This window comes from uncultured Sphingomonas sp., from assembly GCF_964237335.1.
GTDB lineage: Bacteria > Pseudomonadota > Alphaproteobacteria > Sphingomonadales > Sphingomonadaceae > Sphingomonas.
The window spans coordinates 21,571-37,176 of the sequence record NZ_CAXSHM010000032.1; the positions used below are offsets into that span (position 1 = coordinate 21,571).

Sequence of the window (15,606 nt, forward strand, 5' to 3'; positions counted from 1 at the left end):
TTTACGCGAGGCGCTTGTCGGTCTGGGACTGCGGCGTGCCCGCCGCGGCCTGGCTCAGCGCGCGGATGATCGCCTTGCGGGCGAGCTCGATCTTGAAGCTGTTGTCGCCCTGCCCGACCGCGCCGGCGAGCAGCGCGCGCGCCGCGGTGTCGAACACCGTCGCGGACGGCCGCTCGTTCTTGATCGCCTCCTCCGCCTCGATCCGCCGCCACGGCTTGTGCGCGACGCCGCCGAGTGCCAGCCGCACGTCGGCGATCCGGTCGCCCTCGATCCGCATCGCCACCGCGACCGACACGAGCGCAAAGGCATAGGACAGGCGATCGCGCAGCTTCAGGTAGGTATAGTGCTGGGAGAAGTCTTCTGGCGGCAGATCGATCGCGGTGACCAGCTCCCCCACCTTGAGCGTGTTGTCGCGCCAAGGTTCGTCACCGGGCAGCCGATGATAGTCGCCGAAAGCGATCGTCCGGTCTCCTTCCGGTCCTGTCACCTGCACCTCGGCATTGAGCGCGGCGAGCGCGACGCACATGTCGGACGGATGCGTCGCAATACATTGGTCGCTCGCGCCCAGAATCGCGTGGATGCGATTGACCCCGCCGATCGCGCCGCAGCCCTGGCCGGGCACGCGCTTGTTGCACGGCGTGTCGGTGTCATAGAAATAATAGCAGCGGGTCCGCTGGTTGAGGTTGCCGCCGTCGGTCGCCGCGTTCCTCAACTGCGGCGACGCGCCGGCCAGGATCGCGGAGGAGAGCAGCGGATAGCGCGCCTGGACGCGCTCGTCATAGGCGGTGTCGGAATTGGTCGCGAGCGCGCCGAGCCGCAGGCCACCATCGTCGCGGTCGGTGATCTGCGCCAGCGATAGCCGGTTGATATCAACCACCTCCAGCGGTCGTGCGACGTTCTCCTTCATCAGGTCGAGGAGGTTGGTGCCGCCCGCCAGATAGGCGGCGTGGTCGGCCGCGCCCCCACGCACGGCTTCGGCGACATCAGCCGGCCGCACATAATCGAAGCGGATCATGCCTGCTTCTCCAACACTTCGAGCACCGCATCGGCGATGTTGGTGTAGGCGCCGCAGCGGCAGATATTGCCGCTCATCTGCTCGCGCACGTCCTGACGGTCCCTGGCGCGGCCCTCGTTGATCAGCCCCTGCGCCGAGCAGATCTGGCCGGGTGTGCAGTATCCGCACTGAAAGGCATCGTGGTCGATGAACGCGGCTTGCAGCGGGTGAAGGTGATCCGGCTGCCCGAGCCCCTCGATCGTCGTGATGTCCGCGCCGTCGACCGACACGGCAAGCTTCAGGCAGGAATTGATGCGCCTGCCGTCGATCAGCACCGTGCAGGCGCCGCACTGGCCGTGATCGCAGCCCTTCTTGGTGCCGGTCAGGTCCAGCTTGTCGCGCAGCAGATCGAGCAGCGTCGTCCACGGCTCGATCCGCAGTTGCCGGGCTTCGCCGTTGATCGTGAGCGAGAGCGGCAAGGTGGCGATCGGCCTCGCGGCGACGGCCGCCGCGGAGGACCGGTCGATGGTGACGGCGTCGTTCATGCCGGTATTTCCTCGATGCTGGCGGTATTCGCCGCAACGACGCCGTTCTCGCGGTGACGAAAATCGCTGAGCGCCTTGTAGACTTGCAGCCGCGCCCGCATCACGCCGCCGAGTGGGCGGTGCGCGGTAAGGCTGTGCGCCGGGCGGAACGTCATCACCTCGTCGAAGTAACGCACCCGCTCCGATCCGTAGGCGGCCTGTCGCGGCAGGCGGATCGTCGCCACGGTGCGGTATTGGCTGTCTTGCGCGGGCCATTCGACCGAGGTGTCCTCGATCGGCTGCGTCTCTGCATTCGCCCAGAGCTGGACGCGCAGGTCGAACACAGCGTCATGCTCGTTGAAATAGGCGATCGCGGCGTGGCGGAAGCCGTCTTCGTCCTGATGGGGATCGAGTTGCCAGTCGTTCAACGCATCCTGGTAAGTTGAGGCGGGAAAGGCGCCGAGCTTGGCGACATGGTCGCCGTAGCGGACCGGGCACTGGCTGAAATAATAGTCGTCGAGCGGATGGCTGAAGGGATGGCCGTAGAAGTCCATCAGCGGGCTGGGGCCACCCGCCACGGCGTTGAGCACCTTGTTGATGTTGCGCGCGAGGCTGGAGGCGGCGCTCTTCACGCCCTCCGGCATCGGCGTCGCCATGCCGATCTTGCCGGCCTGGCTGAGGAAACCGGCAGCAGTGCCCGCCGGGAAGGTCGGGCCGCTGGCGAAGACGAAGTCCTGCGTCGGTGCGTCGTGGCCGGGCAGCTTCTCGCCCTCGACCCCGAACACCTTGATCGCCATGCCGCGGTGGGTGGATACGCGGTCGCCGAGGTTCTCTCCGGGTCCCTGTGCGAAGCGGACCGCGACCTGGTAGGTGCCGGCTCGCGCGAACAGCCCTTGCGCGAGTTCGGGGGGCAGGTCGTCGGCGATCACCAGTTCGCCGATCACGCAGGCCGTGCTCTTGGCGTGGCTCGCGCGCACTGCATGACCCTCGCGCTTCTCGACGGTTTGGCTCTCGGTGGTCATGCCCTTGATGATGCCGTCGATCGTCTCCTGCTCGTCGGGCTCGGGCGTCTCGATGTCGGGTGCGTAGCGCAGATAGGTCATGGTCAAATCCTCGTCAGGTCGGGTGTTTCGTGGAGGGGAGGTCTTCACATCATCAGGATCGGCTTGATCGCGCTGCCGGCGTCGCTGTCGTCGATCGCCTGGTTGACCTCGGCGAAGGGATAGCGCCGGACCAGCCGATCGAGCGGGAAGCGCCCCTGCGCATGAAGGTGCATCAGCGCGAGGTGGAAATCGGGCGTGGTGCCACCGCCGCCCATGACGCCGGTCAGCGTCTTGCCGGCATGTAGCATGTCGCCATGGTGCAGCTTGACCGGCGCGCTTGCCTTGGCGCCACCGACCATCGCGCAGGTGCCCAGCACGCCAAGCGCCTCGACCGCCTCGGCAACGAGGTTCGATCCGTCCGTAGCCTCCACGGCATAGTCGAGTTCGCCGTTGGTGAGGTCCTTGATCCGCTGGACCGTGTCGCCGTCATGCTCGACCGCGTCGGTTGCGCCGAGTTCGCGCGCCAGCGCGAGGCGGTCCGCATTCTTGTCGACAACGATGATCCGCGTCGCCGGCGTCAGTGCCGCGGCCATGACGGCGGCGAGCCCGACATTGCCCGCCCCGAAAATGGCGATCGAGGAATTGGGCCGTGGCTTGAGCTCGTTCAGCACCGTGCCGGCACCGGTCGTGATCGAGCAGCCGAGCGGCCCGAGCAGGTCTGCATCCATGCCGTCCGGCACGCGGACGACCTGTCGGGCTTGCGCGATCGTATGCGTCGCCCAGGAGGATTGCTGGAAGAAGCGCGCCGCCAGCGCCTCGCCGCCCGCCCGCTTCATCGGCGACGAGCCGTCGAGCCGAAACCCTGAGAACATCAGGTCCGAGCCATGGACGCAGTAGCGCGGCTTGCCGCGACGGCAGCTCGGGCAGGTGCCGCAGAAGGGAAAGCCGAGGAGGACGCGATCGCCGACCTTCACATTGTCGACCAGCCGCCCCACCGCCTCGATGGTGCCCGCGCCTTCATGACCGAGCACGCCGGGCGCGGGATAAGGCTCCTGACCATGCAGGCAGCCGCGATCGGTGCCGCACACTCCACAACTGGTGATGCGGACCAGCACCTCGTCCTCGCGGGGGCCGTCGAGGTCGACTTCCTCCAGCTTGATCGAACGGCGGGTGACGACGCCATCGGCCTTTTCCATCACGGCGGCGGTGATCTTCATTGGCTCTCTCCGGCTTCCGACTATGTCAATGGATGGTCGCGAGTGCTTTGCGGCAATCCTCGGCACATTCGCGGCACATCGTCGCGCAGAGCTTGCAATGCTCGTGATCGCTTCTCGCATTCGGCTGCGCAAGCCTCACAGGTTCGGATGCAGGTTTCGATCTGTGCACGAAGCACCTCGACGTTCTGCCCGGTGCGTCGCACCGCGACGTGCGCGGTTGCGGCGCAGATGTTCGCGCAGTCGGAGCAGGTGCGGATGCATTGGCGCAGCTCCATCGGCTCGGCCGAGCAAGCATCGGCGCACGACGTGCAGAACAGCGAACAAAGCATCGTGTGCCGTGCCGCGGTGGCAAGCGCAGGGTTGAAGTCGTCGCCAACGTCCGGGTGAAGCTGGATCATCTTCTCGATCGACATGGTTGTTCTCCCTGAGAGCGGTTGATCAGGCACGCGCTGCGGCATGCGCGCCGAACGCGGTGACGAGGCCGAACATGACGTGGTTGATCGTGTGCATGGCGATCGTCCTGCCGCCTTGCGTCCACTCGGACGCCTTGACGCCAAGCGCCGGCCCGGTGATCCAATGCGCGAGCGCGTAAAAGGACAGGCCGAACAGCACGCCGCCGACCGCGGGGTTAGTGTCTTCGTCGGTCACCGCGCCATAGGCGATCCCGGCGAGGCCCGAGAGCAACAGGTGACCGCCCTGCGCGGACGCCTGCTCGCCCGTCGATGGCAGGTGCCCACCGCTAGGCGTCCGCACGTCCAGCTTGCGCGCGCTGGCGCGCTGCAACTCGATCAGCTCGGACAGTTTGCCGCTCTTCTTCTCACCTCCCATCATCATGGCCGTGATGCCGAGACCGGCCACCAGGCTGCCGGCAATCGCGCCGGCAATGTACTTCGCGTTCATCGCCTCTTCTCCTCAGGATGCGCCATGGGCGCTGTCGCCGCCGGTGACGGCATAGGTCGCGCCACTCACCATCCTCGCCGCGTCGGAGGCGAGGAACACGACCATTGGGGCGACATCGTCCGGATCAATCCAAGGTACGCCGAGCGGCGTCTTGGCGAGCATCGCCTGCTTCGCCAGCTCCTCATCCTTCGCCTCGACGCCGGTCGGCTGCTTGCCGTCCTCCTCGGCTGCGTTCCTGTAGCGCTCCTCATGCCGGGTCAGCGTCGTATCGATTAGCCCGGGGATCAGCGCGTTGACGGTTATCCCAAGCTCGCCAAACTCGAGAGCGGCCGATTTCATCACGCCGATGATGCCCCACTTGGATGCGGAATAGGCCGCGCCGTGTTTTGTGCCGTGCTGGCCTTGCGTCGAACTCGTCACGATAATCCGGCCATGACCCGTGGCGTGAGCGCGCTCCCTGATCGCAGGCGCAAAGGCGCGGATCGCGTTCATCGTGCCCGTCAGGTTGACGTCGATCTGGTCGTGCCAGTCGGCATCGTCCATTTCCAGGATCGGCTTGAACGCCTGGATGCCGGCATTGGCGAACAGGACGTCGACACCGCCGAACGCGAGCGTCGCCTGCTCGCAAGCAGCTCGCAGTGCCGGGAGGTCGCGCTGGTCGAGCGTGATCGCCAGCCAGCGCATGCCGGCCGCCTCCACCGCATCGCCCGTTACAGCCAGATCGTCCGAAGTGGCCGGAGCGAAATCGAGGATAGCGCTGACCGGGCCCGCGATATCGATCCCGACGACGTCGGCTCCGGCCTTGGCGAGTGCGATCGCCGCCGCCCGCCCGATCCCGCGCGCCGCGCCGGTGACGACCGCGACCTTGCCCTTCAGTTCGTTCACGATGCGTGACCTTGCTTGCGCGCTATGACCACCCGATCGGTCTTCCTGGGCAGGTTCGCGAACACCTCGGTTGGCGCCCCGAAGACCGCTGCGAGCGCATCGGCGGGAATGGCGGACAGAGATTCCACCAGTCCGACGTCGTCGTCGGGTTCGCCGGCGCTCGTATTGAAGACGATCAACACGACGAGATCCTCGCTCGCGCTTGCATTCTCGAAATAATGGAAGTGGCCCTGCGGCGCGAAGACAAGGTCGCCACACTCGCCCTCGAAGGCGTCACTCGTTCCGCCAGGGCCCACGATGCTCCACCGCACGTGCCCCGATACGACGAAGTTCATCTCCCAGCCGCTGGGATGCCAGTGCGGCTCGCGCACACCGCCGGGCTTGAGACGAGCAATGTAGACTGAGCCCTGCTGGCCGGAGAGTACCTTCCAGTTGTCGGCCGCCGCACCCCGCAATTCACCGCCGTCATAGCGGCTGGCCGCCATGCCCGTGAGGTGGAACAGGTGCTTGTGCTTGGGATCCGCACCGCCACCCGGCCCGGCGGCGCGGTCTTCGGAGCCGGACGGCTCCGTCGGTTCGTGGCGCGTCGCGGCGTCGCTGGTCGCCTGCTCGCCCGGATCACCCACGCGGCAGACCTTCTTCGCTGCCCGGCACCGACATGTCATAGGCGTTGAGGAGTACCGACACGAGGCAGTAGCCGCCGATCAGATAGACCAGCTCGGCCATCTGCTCGTCGCCAAACGCGCGCAATGCCCGCTGATAGGTAGATTCCGGCAGGCCCTTGCCGCCGGCCAGCGCCGCCGCAACATCATAGGCGGCGCCCTCCTCGTCCGTGAGGTCGGCAGGCCGCTGGCCGGCGGCGATCGTCGCGATCTTGGTCTCGGACAGCCCCGCCTGATCCGCGACCTGCTCGTGCGCGTAGAGCTCGTAGCGCGAGTTGAAGCGCGCGCCGGTAACCAGGATCGCGACCTCGTGCGCCGGCTTTGGCAGCTTGGAGTTCTCGATTAGCGCCTTCGTGTAAGTCCAGGCGGGCTGCCCGAACTGCGGGAAGCGCAGCATCGGTGCGAACGGCCCGACCAAGGCGCCGTCATCGCGCTTCGACACAAAGCCCTTAAGGTGCTTCGCGATCTCCTGCGCCATGTCATCATGTACGGCACGGAGCTCGGGAGCGAGCTCCGTGGAGGCGAGTGGGCTCAGCCGCATTATGGCTCCTGATCTACGTTAAGTCTCTGAAAAGAGGCGCACAGTCCGAACGCCTCACCGCTCGAAATGTCCCGTAGTGAGGCAACTATACCTGTCCCGCGCGGTTCATGCCCAACACATTGAATTGGGAAAATCGCCATGAAAGCCGTCGTATTTCACGCCATCGGCGATATTCGCGTCGATGATGTGCCGGAGCCCGCGATCGAGGACGGCAAGGACGCGGTCGTTCGTCTCACCGCGTCTGCTATCTGCGGCACGGACCTCCATTTCATCCGCGGCACGTTCAGCGGCATGAAGAAGGGCCAAATCCTTGGCCATGAAGGCGTCGGCATCGTCGAGGCGGTTGGCAGCGAAGTGCGGCACATCAAGGTCGGCCAGCGGGTGATCATCCCGTCGACGGTCGGCTGCGGTACCTGCCAGTTTTGCGCCAAGGGCTATTTTGCCCAGTGCGACAACGCCAACCCGATGGGCAAGCGGGCGGGGACATCGTTCTTCGGCGGCCCGGAAGCGGCAGGCGGCCTAAAGGGGTTGCAGGCGGAAAAGGCACGCGTGCCTTGGGCCGACGCCAATCTAGTGCCGATCCCGGATGCGATCAGCGACGATCAGGCGATCCTGATGAGCGACATCCTGCCGACCGGCTGGTTCGGCGCGGACCTCGCCGAGATCGAGCAGGGCGATCACGTGCTTGTGTTCGGCTGTGGACCCGTCGGCCAGATGGCGATCGCGTCGGCGCTGCTGATGGGCGGCAGGGTGATCGCGGTCGACCGGCTGCCCGATCGGCTGGCGATGGCCGAACGCCAGGGTGCGCAGATCATCAACATGGACGAAGTCGACGTGCCCGATGCGGTGCTCAAGCTGACCGACGGCGACGGCGCGCGCCGCGTCATCGACGCCGTCGGCGTGGACGCGCAGCACGCGCATGGCGGCCCCGATGAACCGGGCATGCTTGGCAAGGCGAAGGAGAAGCTTGAGCAATATCTGATCGAGCCGGCCGCGCGTAAGTTCGGCACTCACTTCATCGCCGGCGACAATCCGAGCCAGGTGCTCGACTGGGCGGTCGAGTGCGTCGCCAAGGCCGGTACGATCGCGATCATCGGCGTCTACCCGCCGACCGACCGCAGCTTCCCGATCGGCATGGCGATGAACAAGAACGTGACGCTGCGCATGGGGAACGCCAACCATCGCCGCTACTATGACGTGCTGATCGAGCACGTCCTCGCCGGCCGCCTCGACCCGCAGAAGATCCTCACCCAGACCGAGCCCATGACCGACGCGATCGACGCCTACAAGGCGTTCGACGAGCGCCAGCCCGGCTGGATCAAGGTCGAACTGCAACCCGCCGCCTGAACCCTGTTGCATGATATCGCGGAGACACAGATCATGAGCACGCGCCCTTTCGCCGTCGTCACCGGCGGCTCCAACGGCATCGGGCTGGAGCTTGCCCGCCAGTTCGCCACCAACGGCTACGACCTGCTGATCGCGGCCGAGGATCGCGTCCATTTGGAGGAGGCCGCGCGCGATCTCCGGTCGAGCGGCGCGACCGTCGATATCCATGCCGCCGACCTGTCGCGTGAGGACGCGGTCGCCGGACTACACGGCACGCTCCGCGGGCGCGCGGTGGACGCGCTGTGCGTCAATGCCGGCATCGGTCTCGGCGGCCCGTTCTTGGAGACCGATCTCCAGACTGAACTCAAGATGGTTGATCTTAACGTCCGCGGGGCGGTGCAGCTCACCAAGCTGGTGCTGAAAGACATGGTCGTGCGCGACGCCGGCAAGATCCTGCTGACCTCGTCGATCGCGGGCACGATGCCCGATCCGTTCGAGGCGATCTATGGCGGCACCAAGGTGTTCCTGCGCTGGTTCGGCGAGGCGCTGCGCAACGAACTCAAGGACAGCGGCGTCACGGTGACGGTGCTGATGCCTAGCCTGACGGAGACCAACTTCTTCAAGCGCGCAGACATGATGGATACCCGCGCCGGTCCTGCTCCGAAGGATGATCCGGCGATCGTCGCAAAGGCGGGCTTCGACGCCTTGATGGCGGGCAAGGACAAGGTGATCCCGACTGCGAAGAACAAGGTGATGGGCGCCATCGCCGACCTGCTGCCCGATCGCGCCGCCGCGCAGATCCATCGCGGGCTGTCCGAGCCGGGCTCGGCTGACCGCAAGCTAGATCCGACCAAGCCGCTGGCGATAGGCGCCGCCGCGCTCGGTGTCGGCGCACTGTTGTTCGCCGGCTGGCGTCGTCGTCCGCATCTTCCCGCGCACCTTGGCGGAACCAGCGGCAGCTCGACCGCCAAGGCTCTGCACATCACACTGAAAGCGCGCGCCGGCAAGGAAGCGGAGGTGGAGAGCCTGTTGCAGGGCATCCTCGACGAGGTGCGCCACGAGGTGGGAACGCGGCCGTGGTTTGGCCTGCGCCGCACCGAATCGACGTTCGAGATCTTCGAGACCTTCCCGAACGAGGCCGCACGGGAGGCGCATCTGAGCGGCAAGGGTGCCGCGTTGCTGATGGAACGCTCCAACGCCGTGCTGGCGAGCCCGGCGAACATCGACAGGCTCGACGTGCTCCTGACCAAGCATGCCTGATGCGGCGCGTTGACGTTCCGGGACTAGGCGGTGTCCACGGTCGGAGGGCACGTGGATGGGATGAGCATTCGCTTATCAGGCTCGTTCACGACCACAAACAAGGCGAACTCGCCGGAAGAATCAAACGCGCTTGAGAGCCTCACCTGAGTTGTCGGCGGGATAGCCCAGGTTTTAGAGCGGATTCTTTTCAGTCTGGGTCGTGCCCGCCGGAGCTGAAGTGGTTGGCGCACTCCTGCGGCTGGAAGAAATCGACCAGCTTGTCGATGAGGTTTCACAGGCCGGAGACGGTCCGTTCGCCGGCTTTGCGGAGCATGGCCTTGAGGCGAGCAAAGGCCTTCTCGATCGGGTTGAAGTGGGGGTTGTAGGGCGGGAGGAACCTTGCAGCTGCTGCGTCGCGGGTTCCTTTTCCTTGTCGGACGATGGCCGAGCCAGTGCCTGGAACCGATCCATGGCCAATGAAGCGACGAACCCAACGATCGGGCCTGCTGCGGCACCTGTCACGATCCTTGCTGCGCTCGAGGTTTCTATATCGCTCATTACTGTTCCTTGTGCGGCAGGAGTTCGCCGACAAGCTGGCGCGCCGTATCCGCGATCACCTGGCCCGCGCCGCGATCCCCCTTTGCTAGCGATGACATGAACGCCTTCGCCTGTACGAGGGTGACGTGCGGCGGCAGCGGCGCGACCTCGCGATCGGTCTTAACCTCCAGCACGACCGGCCGGTCGGCCGCGAGCGCCTGACGCCAGGCGCCCGCCAACGCTTCGGGCGTATCGACGAAGATGCCGGTCAGGCCCAGCAGCTCGGCGAACTTCGCGTAGGGGACATCGGGCAGATCCTGCGACGCCTCGTAACGCGGATTGCCCTCCATCACCCGCTGCTCCCAAGTCACCTCATTGAGATCCTGATTGTTGAACACGCACACAATCAACCGCGGATCGGCCCAGCGCCGCCAATATTTCTGGATGGTGATGAGCTCCGCCATGTTGTTCATCTGCATCGCGCCGTCGCCGACCAGCGCGACGACTGGCCGCGTCGGATGCGCGAACTTGGCAGCGATGGCGTAAGGCACCGCCGCCCCCATCGAGGCGAGGCCGCCCGACAGCGACGCGCGCTGGCCCGCCTTCACCTGATAATCGCGTGCGTACCAGTTGGCGCAGGAGCCGGAATCGGAGGTTACGATCGCATCGGCGGGTAGCAGCGGCGACATTTCGTAGACCACGCGCTGCGGGTTGACCGGAGTGGCCGATGCCATCGCCCGCTCCCTCAGCGTCTCGCGCCACTTCTCCATCTGCTCGACGATGTCGTCCTGCCACGACTGGTCCTGCTGCCGCTTCAGCAGCGGCAGCAGGGCGCGCAGCGTTTCGGCCGCGTCCCCGTGCAGATTGAGTTCGACCGGATAGCGAAGCCCGAGCATCGCCGGATCGATATCGATTTGCACCGCGCGCGCCTGTCCGTCCGGCGGCAGGAACTCGGCCCAGGGAAAGCCGGTACCGATCATCAGCAGCGTGTCGCAACCGTCCATCATGTCCGACGACGGCTTGGTGCCGAGCAACCCGATGGCGCCGGTAACGAACGGCAGATCATCGGGTAGTACGTCCTTGCCGAGCAGCGCCTTGGCAACGCCGGCACCCAGTGTCTCTGCGACCTGCACTACTTCGGCGGCGGCGCCGCGCGCGCCCGCGCCGATCAGGATGGCGACCTTCTTGCCCGCGTTGAGGATGTCCGCGGCGCGGCGAAGGTCGACATCGTACGGGAGGACGTGCGGCCGTTGATAGCCCGGCCCCGAACGGGTGAAGCCATGCGCTCGCTTCGGCTCCTCCCACGCCTCATCCTGCACGTCCTTGGGCAGGACGAGCACGGTCACGCCGTTCCGCGCCACCGCGATGCGCACGCCGCGATCGACAAGGTGGCGCACCTGCGCGGGCGCGGCGGCCTCCTGCACGAACTCCGCGACATCGGCGAACATCCGATCGAGGTTCAGCTCCTGCTGATAGCTGGCGCCGCGCACCGTCGTCTCCGCTTGCCCTGCAATCGCAAGCACCGGCATGTGATCCGACCTGGCGTCGTAGAGCCCGGTGATGAGATGGGTCGCCCCCGGCCCGCCAGTCGACAGGCAGACGCCGAGTTCACCGGTGAACTTGGCGTGCGCTGTCGCCATGAATGCCGCCATCTCCTCATGGCGGACCTGAATGAACTCGATGCCGGCACCATTCTTCTCGGCGCGCTGCAAGGCACCGAGCACGCCGTTGATGCCATCGCCTGGATAACCGTAGATGCGCGTGACGCCCCATGCCTTCAGCCGCTCGACGAAGAAATCGCTGGTCAGCTTGCTCATCGGCGTTTCCTGAAGTTCGATCGTGAGACGAGTGCCGCCGCGCCTAGCGCCGCGACCAGTGTCACGCCGCCGATGAGCGCGGCATGGCGCTCGACGGCGGTGTAGAGGCTGAAGCGGCGGCCGGGTTGCCGACCGGAGCGTTCCTGGCCGTGCTGGGTCGGTGCGAAGATGCTGGTGTCGCGCGTCGCCGATTGCGTCGGATTCGACATCGTCCGTTCGAGCACGCCCGAGAACCGGTCCAGCACCGCCGGGAGGTGCGTGCCCAGCAGCACCTGCAGACGACCCGCGCCCCCAACGGTGATATCTCGTCGGACATGCTCGGCCGCATCGAGGATCGCTTCTGCGACCAGCGTCGGGTCGTAGACCGGTGGCGGGATCAGCGCCTCGCCATCGACGTGGTTGGCGGCGTGCTGCGCGATCGGCGTGTCGATGCCGGAAGGCTTGATCAGCGTGACGGCGATCGGGACGCGATCAGCGGTGAACTCCATGCGCAGCGCATCGACGAAGCCCTTTACCGCGTGCTTCGACGCCGAATAGGCACTGAGGATCGGGGAAGGCAGATCCGACGCGATCGAGCCGATCGCAATGAATGCGCCGCCCGTCTCGCGCAGGTGATGATAGGCGGTGAGCGCACTGTGCACGGTGCCGAAATAGTTGGTGCGGAACAGCTGCTCATGCTCATCGAGCGGCGTATCGACCAGCTTGGCGTAGATCGCCGTGCCGGCGTCGCTGACCCAGGTGTCGATACGGCCGAACCGAGCCACCGTTCGGTCGGCGGCAGCGCCAACGGCGGTTATGTCACCGGCATCGGCAACGGCGTAGTCGGCATGTCCACCGGCGGTGGCGATGGCTTCGACCGCTTCCTGCAACGACCCTTCATTGCGCGCGACAAGCATCACCTTCGCCCCCCGCTCTGCTGCCAGCTTTGCAGTCACCAGCCCGATGCCGGAACTGGCGCCGGTTATGACGATGACCTGCTCGGCGAGCGGCTTGAGCGCGATTTTCACGCCTCGCCCAGTACTGCGGCGGCGGCTTCGACCACCTCGACATCCTGATCGAACGTGCCGCCGCTCGCGCCGACGCCCCCGATCACCGCACCGCCCGACTTGATCGGCACGCCGCCGCCGAAGATCACCACCTTGCCGTGATTGGTGCTGTCGATACCAAACAGCGGCTTGCCCGACTGCGCCATCTTCGCAAGATCCTCGGTCGACATGTCGAATGCGCGCGCAGTCCATGCCTTATGCACGGCGATATCGATCGAGCCGAGCCACGTGCCGTCCATGCGGACGTGCGCGATTAGGTTTCCGCCCGCATCAACGACGGCGAGATTGTAGGGGACGCCGATCTTCTCCGCCGCGGCTTCACCGGCGGCGATGATCCGCCTGGCGTCGGCCAAGGTCAGGGTCTGGACATGGGCGGGCATAGACATTCCTTTCTTGAATTATCGGCTTCTCGTTTGTCGCCGTCGTTCCGGGATCGCAAACAGGTCGTGCACACCCTTTGGTCGGCGATCTTTCGATCGTTTCAACCTCCAATCGCGTGGTCAGTTCAATTAAAAAGCAGCGATTTACATAGGTTAAGGGGAAGAACCGTGGGGCACGGGAGGCCATCGCCTTGGACGCCTCCACCATCGAATGCGTCGACCCGATGCGCGTTTCCTGACTTGGTTGCTGTATGGAGACCCTGACCCGCATCCTCTGTCTCCATCTCTGGGCCGGAGGCTTGGTGGATGGTCCGGAAAGCAGCATGGCACGTTGAGTGGCCATGAAAACGATGAGATTTCCCGACGGCGCGACCGTTCCCGCGCTCGATCAGGGCACGTGGATGATGGCCGAGAAGCCCGATCGCCGCTCGCAAGAGATCGCCGCCCTGCGGGCGGGCGTCGAGCTCGGCCTGACCTTGATCGACACGGCCGAAATGTATGCCGACGGCCAGTCCGAGCGGTTCGTCGGTGAGGCGATCGAGGGCATACGCGACCAAATGTTCCGGGTCGGCAAAGCCTATCCCCAGAACGCCTCCCGCCAGCGGCTGGCTCGCGCGTGTGAGGCAAGCCTGCAGCGGCTCGGCACCGACCGGCTCGACCTCTACCTGCTGCACTGGCGCGAGACCGTGCCGCTCGCCGATACGGTCGAGGCGATGGAGCAGCTTGTCGCGGCCGGCACCGGCCAGCTTCCAGCGCAGCATGCCGGCAGCCCTCGATCGGTGGACGGCTGTCCCGGGTTGAAGAAGCGAACGCCGTCGAAATGGTCGATCGGCGGTCCCTGATAGTAGCAGTTGCGCGGCATGTCGCTGGCCTGGCGCCTGATGCCAGCGGATGCGATCCGCAGAGCCGTGGGAACTGATCGCGGGACTGGAAGCGCGTCGGCATTGCCGATCGCATGTTCCACGTTCGTTCGCTGCCGTTGCACTGACTGGCGATGGCAAGCGGATCGACTCGCAAGGTCGTCCATGTCGACATGGACGCGTTCTTTGCGTCCGTAGAGCAGCGCGATGATCCGGCCCTGCGTGGTCGGCCGATAGCAGTGGGCTATGCCGCGGCGCGCGGCGTAGTCGCGGCGGCCAGCTGTAAGCCGCGCGCATCGAGATGCGCTCTGCCGTGCCCTCGGTCACCGCAATACGGCGCTGCCCTGACCTCATTTGCCGCCGCGGTTCGACCTCTACAAGGCGGCGTCGCGCAGGATCCACGCGATCTTCGCCGAGTTCACGCCGCTCATTCAGCCGCTCTAGCTCGAGGAGGCTACCTCGACGTGACCGAGGACCCCGCTGGTTTGCCGACCGCATGGGCCACCGCCAAGGCGATCCGGGCCAAGCCTGCTTGATGGTGCATTTGATCTTGCACTCCGTACCAGCATGTCGAACGGCCTGCGTTACCCCGCCGAAGTTACGCTATGAACGCCGTTTGCCGCCGTTTCCCGTCACTCCCACTCGATTGTTTCCTGACCCCGTAACGCGTTGATTTTCCATACCTTACTCGGCCTGAAAAAAAGGAGATACCGTCAAGGATACCGTCAGAATCCTTCGCTGTTGATTTTATCGGATTTATGGAGTCCGAGTCGCGGAATGCACGCGAGCTAACGCTTGGTCAACGAGCGTACTGAAATCGAGCCCGTGAGCAAGCCCTCCGATGGGGTCTCTCACCCAACGGCAGCCACTCAGGGCCGTCTTGCGCCCGGGGTATTGGACGTTCATTCGAATTTGATTTGCGGCCCGAATCAGCCGTCTGCTCCGAAGCAGGCCGCAACGTGAGATCTAAGCGCTTAGCGCTTCACGCGTGGCGTTCCCGCGAAGTCGCGCTTGCCGATCGGCAATCCCTTCCAGCGTAGAATGTCGTACGCGGTGGTGGCATGGAAGTAGAAATTCGGCTGCGAGAAAGAGAGCAGGAACTCCTCCGCCACGAACTCGATGCGACGCTCACCGAACTCGAAGCGCATGTCGCGGCCGAGAAAGCCGTCGATCTCCGCCGGGTCGATTGCCTCCAGGCCGGCAAGCGCCTCGGCGAGGCGCATTTTCAGCCCGGCGAAATCGGACGGCGGCGGCGTCAGATCGGGCCCGAACACCCCTTTGCGCACGCCCTCGATGGCGCCGAGCGAGTGCACCGCCATCGACTTCACCTGGTAGGCAAAGGGCAGCATGTCCTCGGCAAGCCGCTCCTGGATCAGGGTGTCCGGCGAAATGCTGCGCTCGGCGCAGAACGCCTCGGCCTTGTCGATCAGAGCAGCGGAGGCACGCAGGATTTGCGCCTGAGACGGGATGATCGCGGCATGAAGGGAGAAGGCCATGCCCGTCTGTGCAGCCCTCGGTTCAGCCCCGTCAAGCCGCCTCGACCATGAGCACGCCTCCGTCACCCAGCCCGCGGGCAGGACGACCCAGAGCACGAAGCCGCTGCGCGGCAGGGGCGCCCGGCGGTGAGGTAGCGCG

At 65.6% G+C, this 15,606-nt stretch carries 15 protein-coding genes and 3 pseudogenes; 4 read left to right on the forward strand and 14 right to left on the reverse strand.

Translation table 11 applies throughout. The features are described 5' to 3' along the window. Window position 1: 1 nt before the first annotated feature. From ACFE65_RS13995 to ACFE65_RS14035, 9 genes are all read right to left on the reverse strand, one after another. The gene (locus ACFE65_RS13995) at window positions 2–1,015 is read right to left on the reverse strand and encodes an FAD binding domain-containing protein (RefSeq protein ID WP_375382985.1); all 1,014 of its coding nucleotides are present in this window, start codon (window positions 1,013–1,015) and stop codon (window positions 2–4) included. Next, window positions 1,012–1,539: a (2Fe-2S)-binding protein gene (locus ACFE65_RS14000; RefSeq protein WP_375382986.1), complete on the reverse strand. Its 528-nt coding sequence runs from the start codon at window positions 1,537–1,539 to the stop codon at window positions 1,012–1,014. Before ACFE65_RS14000 ends, ACFE65_RS13995 begins: the two co-directional genes overlap by 4 nt. After that, window positions 1,536–2,621, reverse strand: a complete 1,086-nt coding sequence (locus ACFE65_RS14005) for a catalase family protein (protein ID WP_375382987.1) — start codon at window positions 2,619–2,621, stop codon at window positions 1,536–1,538. The genes ACFE65_RS14000 and ACFE65_RS14005 overlap by 4 nt, the downstream gene beginning before the upstream one ends. Before the next feature lie 44 nt (window positions 2,622–2,665). Beyond that, complete coding sequence (locus tag ACFE65_RS14010) at window positions 2,666–3,778, reverse strand: NAD(P)-dependent alcohol dehydrogenase (protein ID WP_375382988.1); 1,113 nt, start codon at window positions 3,776–3,778, stop codon at window positions 2,666–2,668. Window positions 3,779–3,803: 25 nt separating this feature from the next. Next, window positions 3,804–4,073 (reverse strand): four-helix bundle copper-binding protein, encoded by a 270-nt coding sequence (locus ACFE65_RS14015; RefSeq protein WP_375383000.1) that lies wholly within the window; start codon window positions 4,071–4,073, stop codon window positions 3,804–3,806. Between the two features lie 143 nt (window positions 4,074–4,216). Next, window positions 4,217–4,678 (reverse strand): hypothetical protein, encoded by a 462-nt coding sequence (locus ACFE65_RS14020; protein WP_375382989.1) that lies wholly within the window; start codon window positions 4,676–4,678, stop codon window positions 4,217–4,219. A 12-nt stretch (window positions 4,679–4,690) separates the two neighbouring features. Then, complete coding sequence (locus tag ACFE65_RS14025) at window positions 4,691–5,563, reverse strand: SDR family NAD(P)-dependent oxidoreductase (protein ID WP_375382990.1); 873 nt, start codon at window positions 5,561–5,563, stop codon at window positions 4,691–4,693. Beyond that, entirely contained in the window at window positions 5,560–6,189 is a 630-nt protein-coding gene (locus tag ACFE65_RS14030) for a cupin domain-containing protein (RefSeq protein ID WP_375382991.1), read from the reverse strand. Before ACFE65_RS14030 ends, ACFE65_RS14025 begins: the two co-directional genes overlap by 4 nt. Continuing rightward, window positions 6,182–6,766, reverse strand: a complete 585-nt coding sequence (locus ACFE65_RS14035) for a carboxymuconolactone decarboxylase family protein (protein ID WP_375382992.1) — start codon at window positions 6,764–6,766, stop codon at window positions 6,182–6,184. The genes ACFE65_RS14030 and ACFE65_RS14035 overlap by 8 nt, the downstream gene beginning before the upstream one ends. Window positions 6,767–6,904: 138 nt before the next feature. Here ACFE65_RS14035 and ACFE65_RS14040 point away from each other — a divergent pair, with 138 nt between their 5' ends. Further along, a complete protein-coding gene (locus tag ACFE65_RS14040; RefSeq protein ID WP_375382993.1) occupies window positions 6,905–8,113 on the forward strand; it encodes a zinc-dependent alcohol dehydrogenase in 1,209 nt (402 codons plus the stop codon). 33 nt (window positions 8,114–8,146) lie between these two features. After that, the gene (locus tag ACFE65_RS14045; protein ID WP_375382994.1) at window positions 8,147–9,352 is read left to right on the forward strand and encodes an SDR family NAD(P)-dependent oxidoreductase; all 1,206 of its coding nucleotides are present in this window, start codon (window positions 8,147–8,149) and stop codon (window positions 9,350–9,352) included. Between the two features lie 187 nt (window positions 9,353–9,539). Here the strand turns inward: ACFE65_RS14045 and ACFE65_RS14050 are convergent. The 4 genes and pseudogenes from ACFE65_RS14050 to ACFE65_RS14065 all read right to left on the reverse strand — a co-directional run. Next, window positions 9,540–9,746: pseudogene (locus tag ACFE65_RS14050) on the reverse strand (IS630 family transposase); the annotation flags it as partial. A gap of 142 nt (window positions 9,747–9,888) precedes the next feature. Next, window positions 9,889–11,685 (reverse strand): thiamine pyrophosphate-requiring protein, encoded by a 1,797-nt coding sequence (locus ACFE65_RS14055; protein WP_375382995.1) that lies wholly within the window; start codon window positions 11,683–11,685, stop codon window positions 9,889–9,891. Then, a complete protein-coding gene (locus ACFE65_RS14060; protein ID WP_375382996.1) occupies window positions 11,682–12,692 on the reverse strand; it encodes an SDR family oxidoreductase in 1,011 nt (336 codons plus the stop codon). Before ACFE65_RS14060 ends, ACFE65_RS14055 begins: the two co-directional genes overlap by 4 nt. Further along, complete coding sequence (locus ACFE65_RS14065) at window positions 12,689–13,111, reverse strand: heme-binding protein (RefSeq protein ID WP_375382997.1); 423 nt, start codon at window positions 13,109–13,111, stop codon at window positions 12,689–12,691. Before ACFE65_RS14065 ends, ACFE65_RS14060 begins: the two co-directional genes overlap by 4 nt. 341 nt (window positions 13,112–13,452) lie before the next feature. Between ACFE65_RS14065 and ACFE65_RS14070 the strand changes: the two are divergent. Together ACFE65_RS14070 and ACFE65_RS14075 are read left to right on the forward strand one after the other, a co-directional pair. Beyond that, window positions 13,453–13,848, forward strand: a pseudogene (locus ACFE65_RS14070) (aldo/keto reductase); the annotation flags it as partial. A 257-nt stretch (window positions 13,849–14,105) separates the two neighbouring features. Then, a pseudogene (locus tag ACFE65_RS14075) lies at window positions 14,106–14,498 on the forward strand (DNA polymerase IV); the annotation flags it as partial. Between the two features lie 447 nt (window positions 14,499–14,945). On the opposite strand, the gene ACFE65_RS14080 reads toward ACFE65_RS14075, so the two are convergent. Beyond that, a complete protein-coding gene (locus ACFE65_RS14080) occupies window positions 14,946–15,467 on the reverse strand; it encodes a DUF1993 family protein (protein ID WP_375382998.1) in 522 nt (173 codons plus the stop codon). Window positions 15,468–15,606 lie beyond the last annotated feature (139 nt).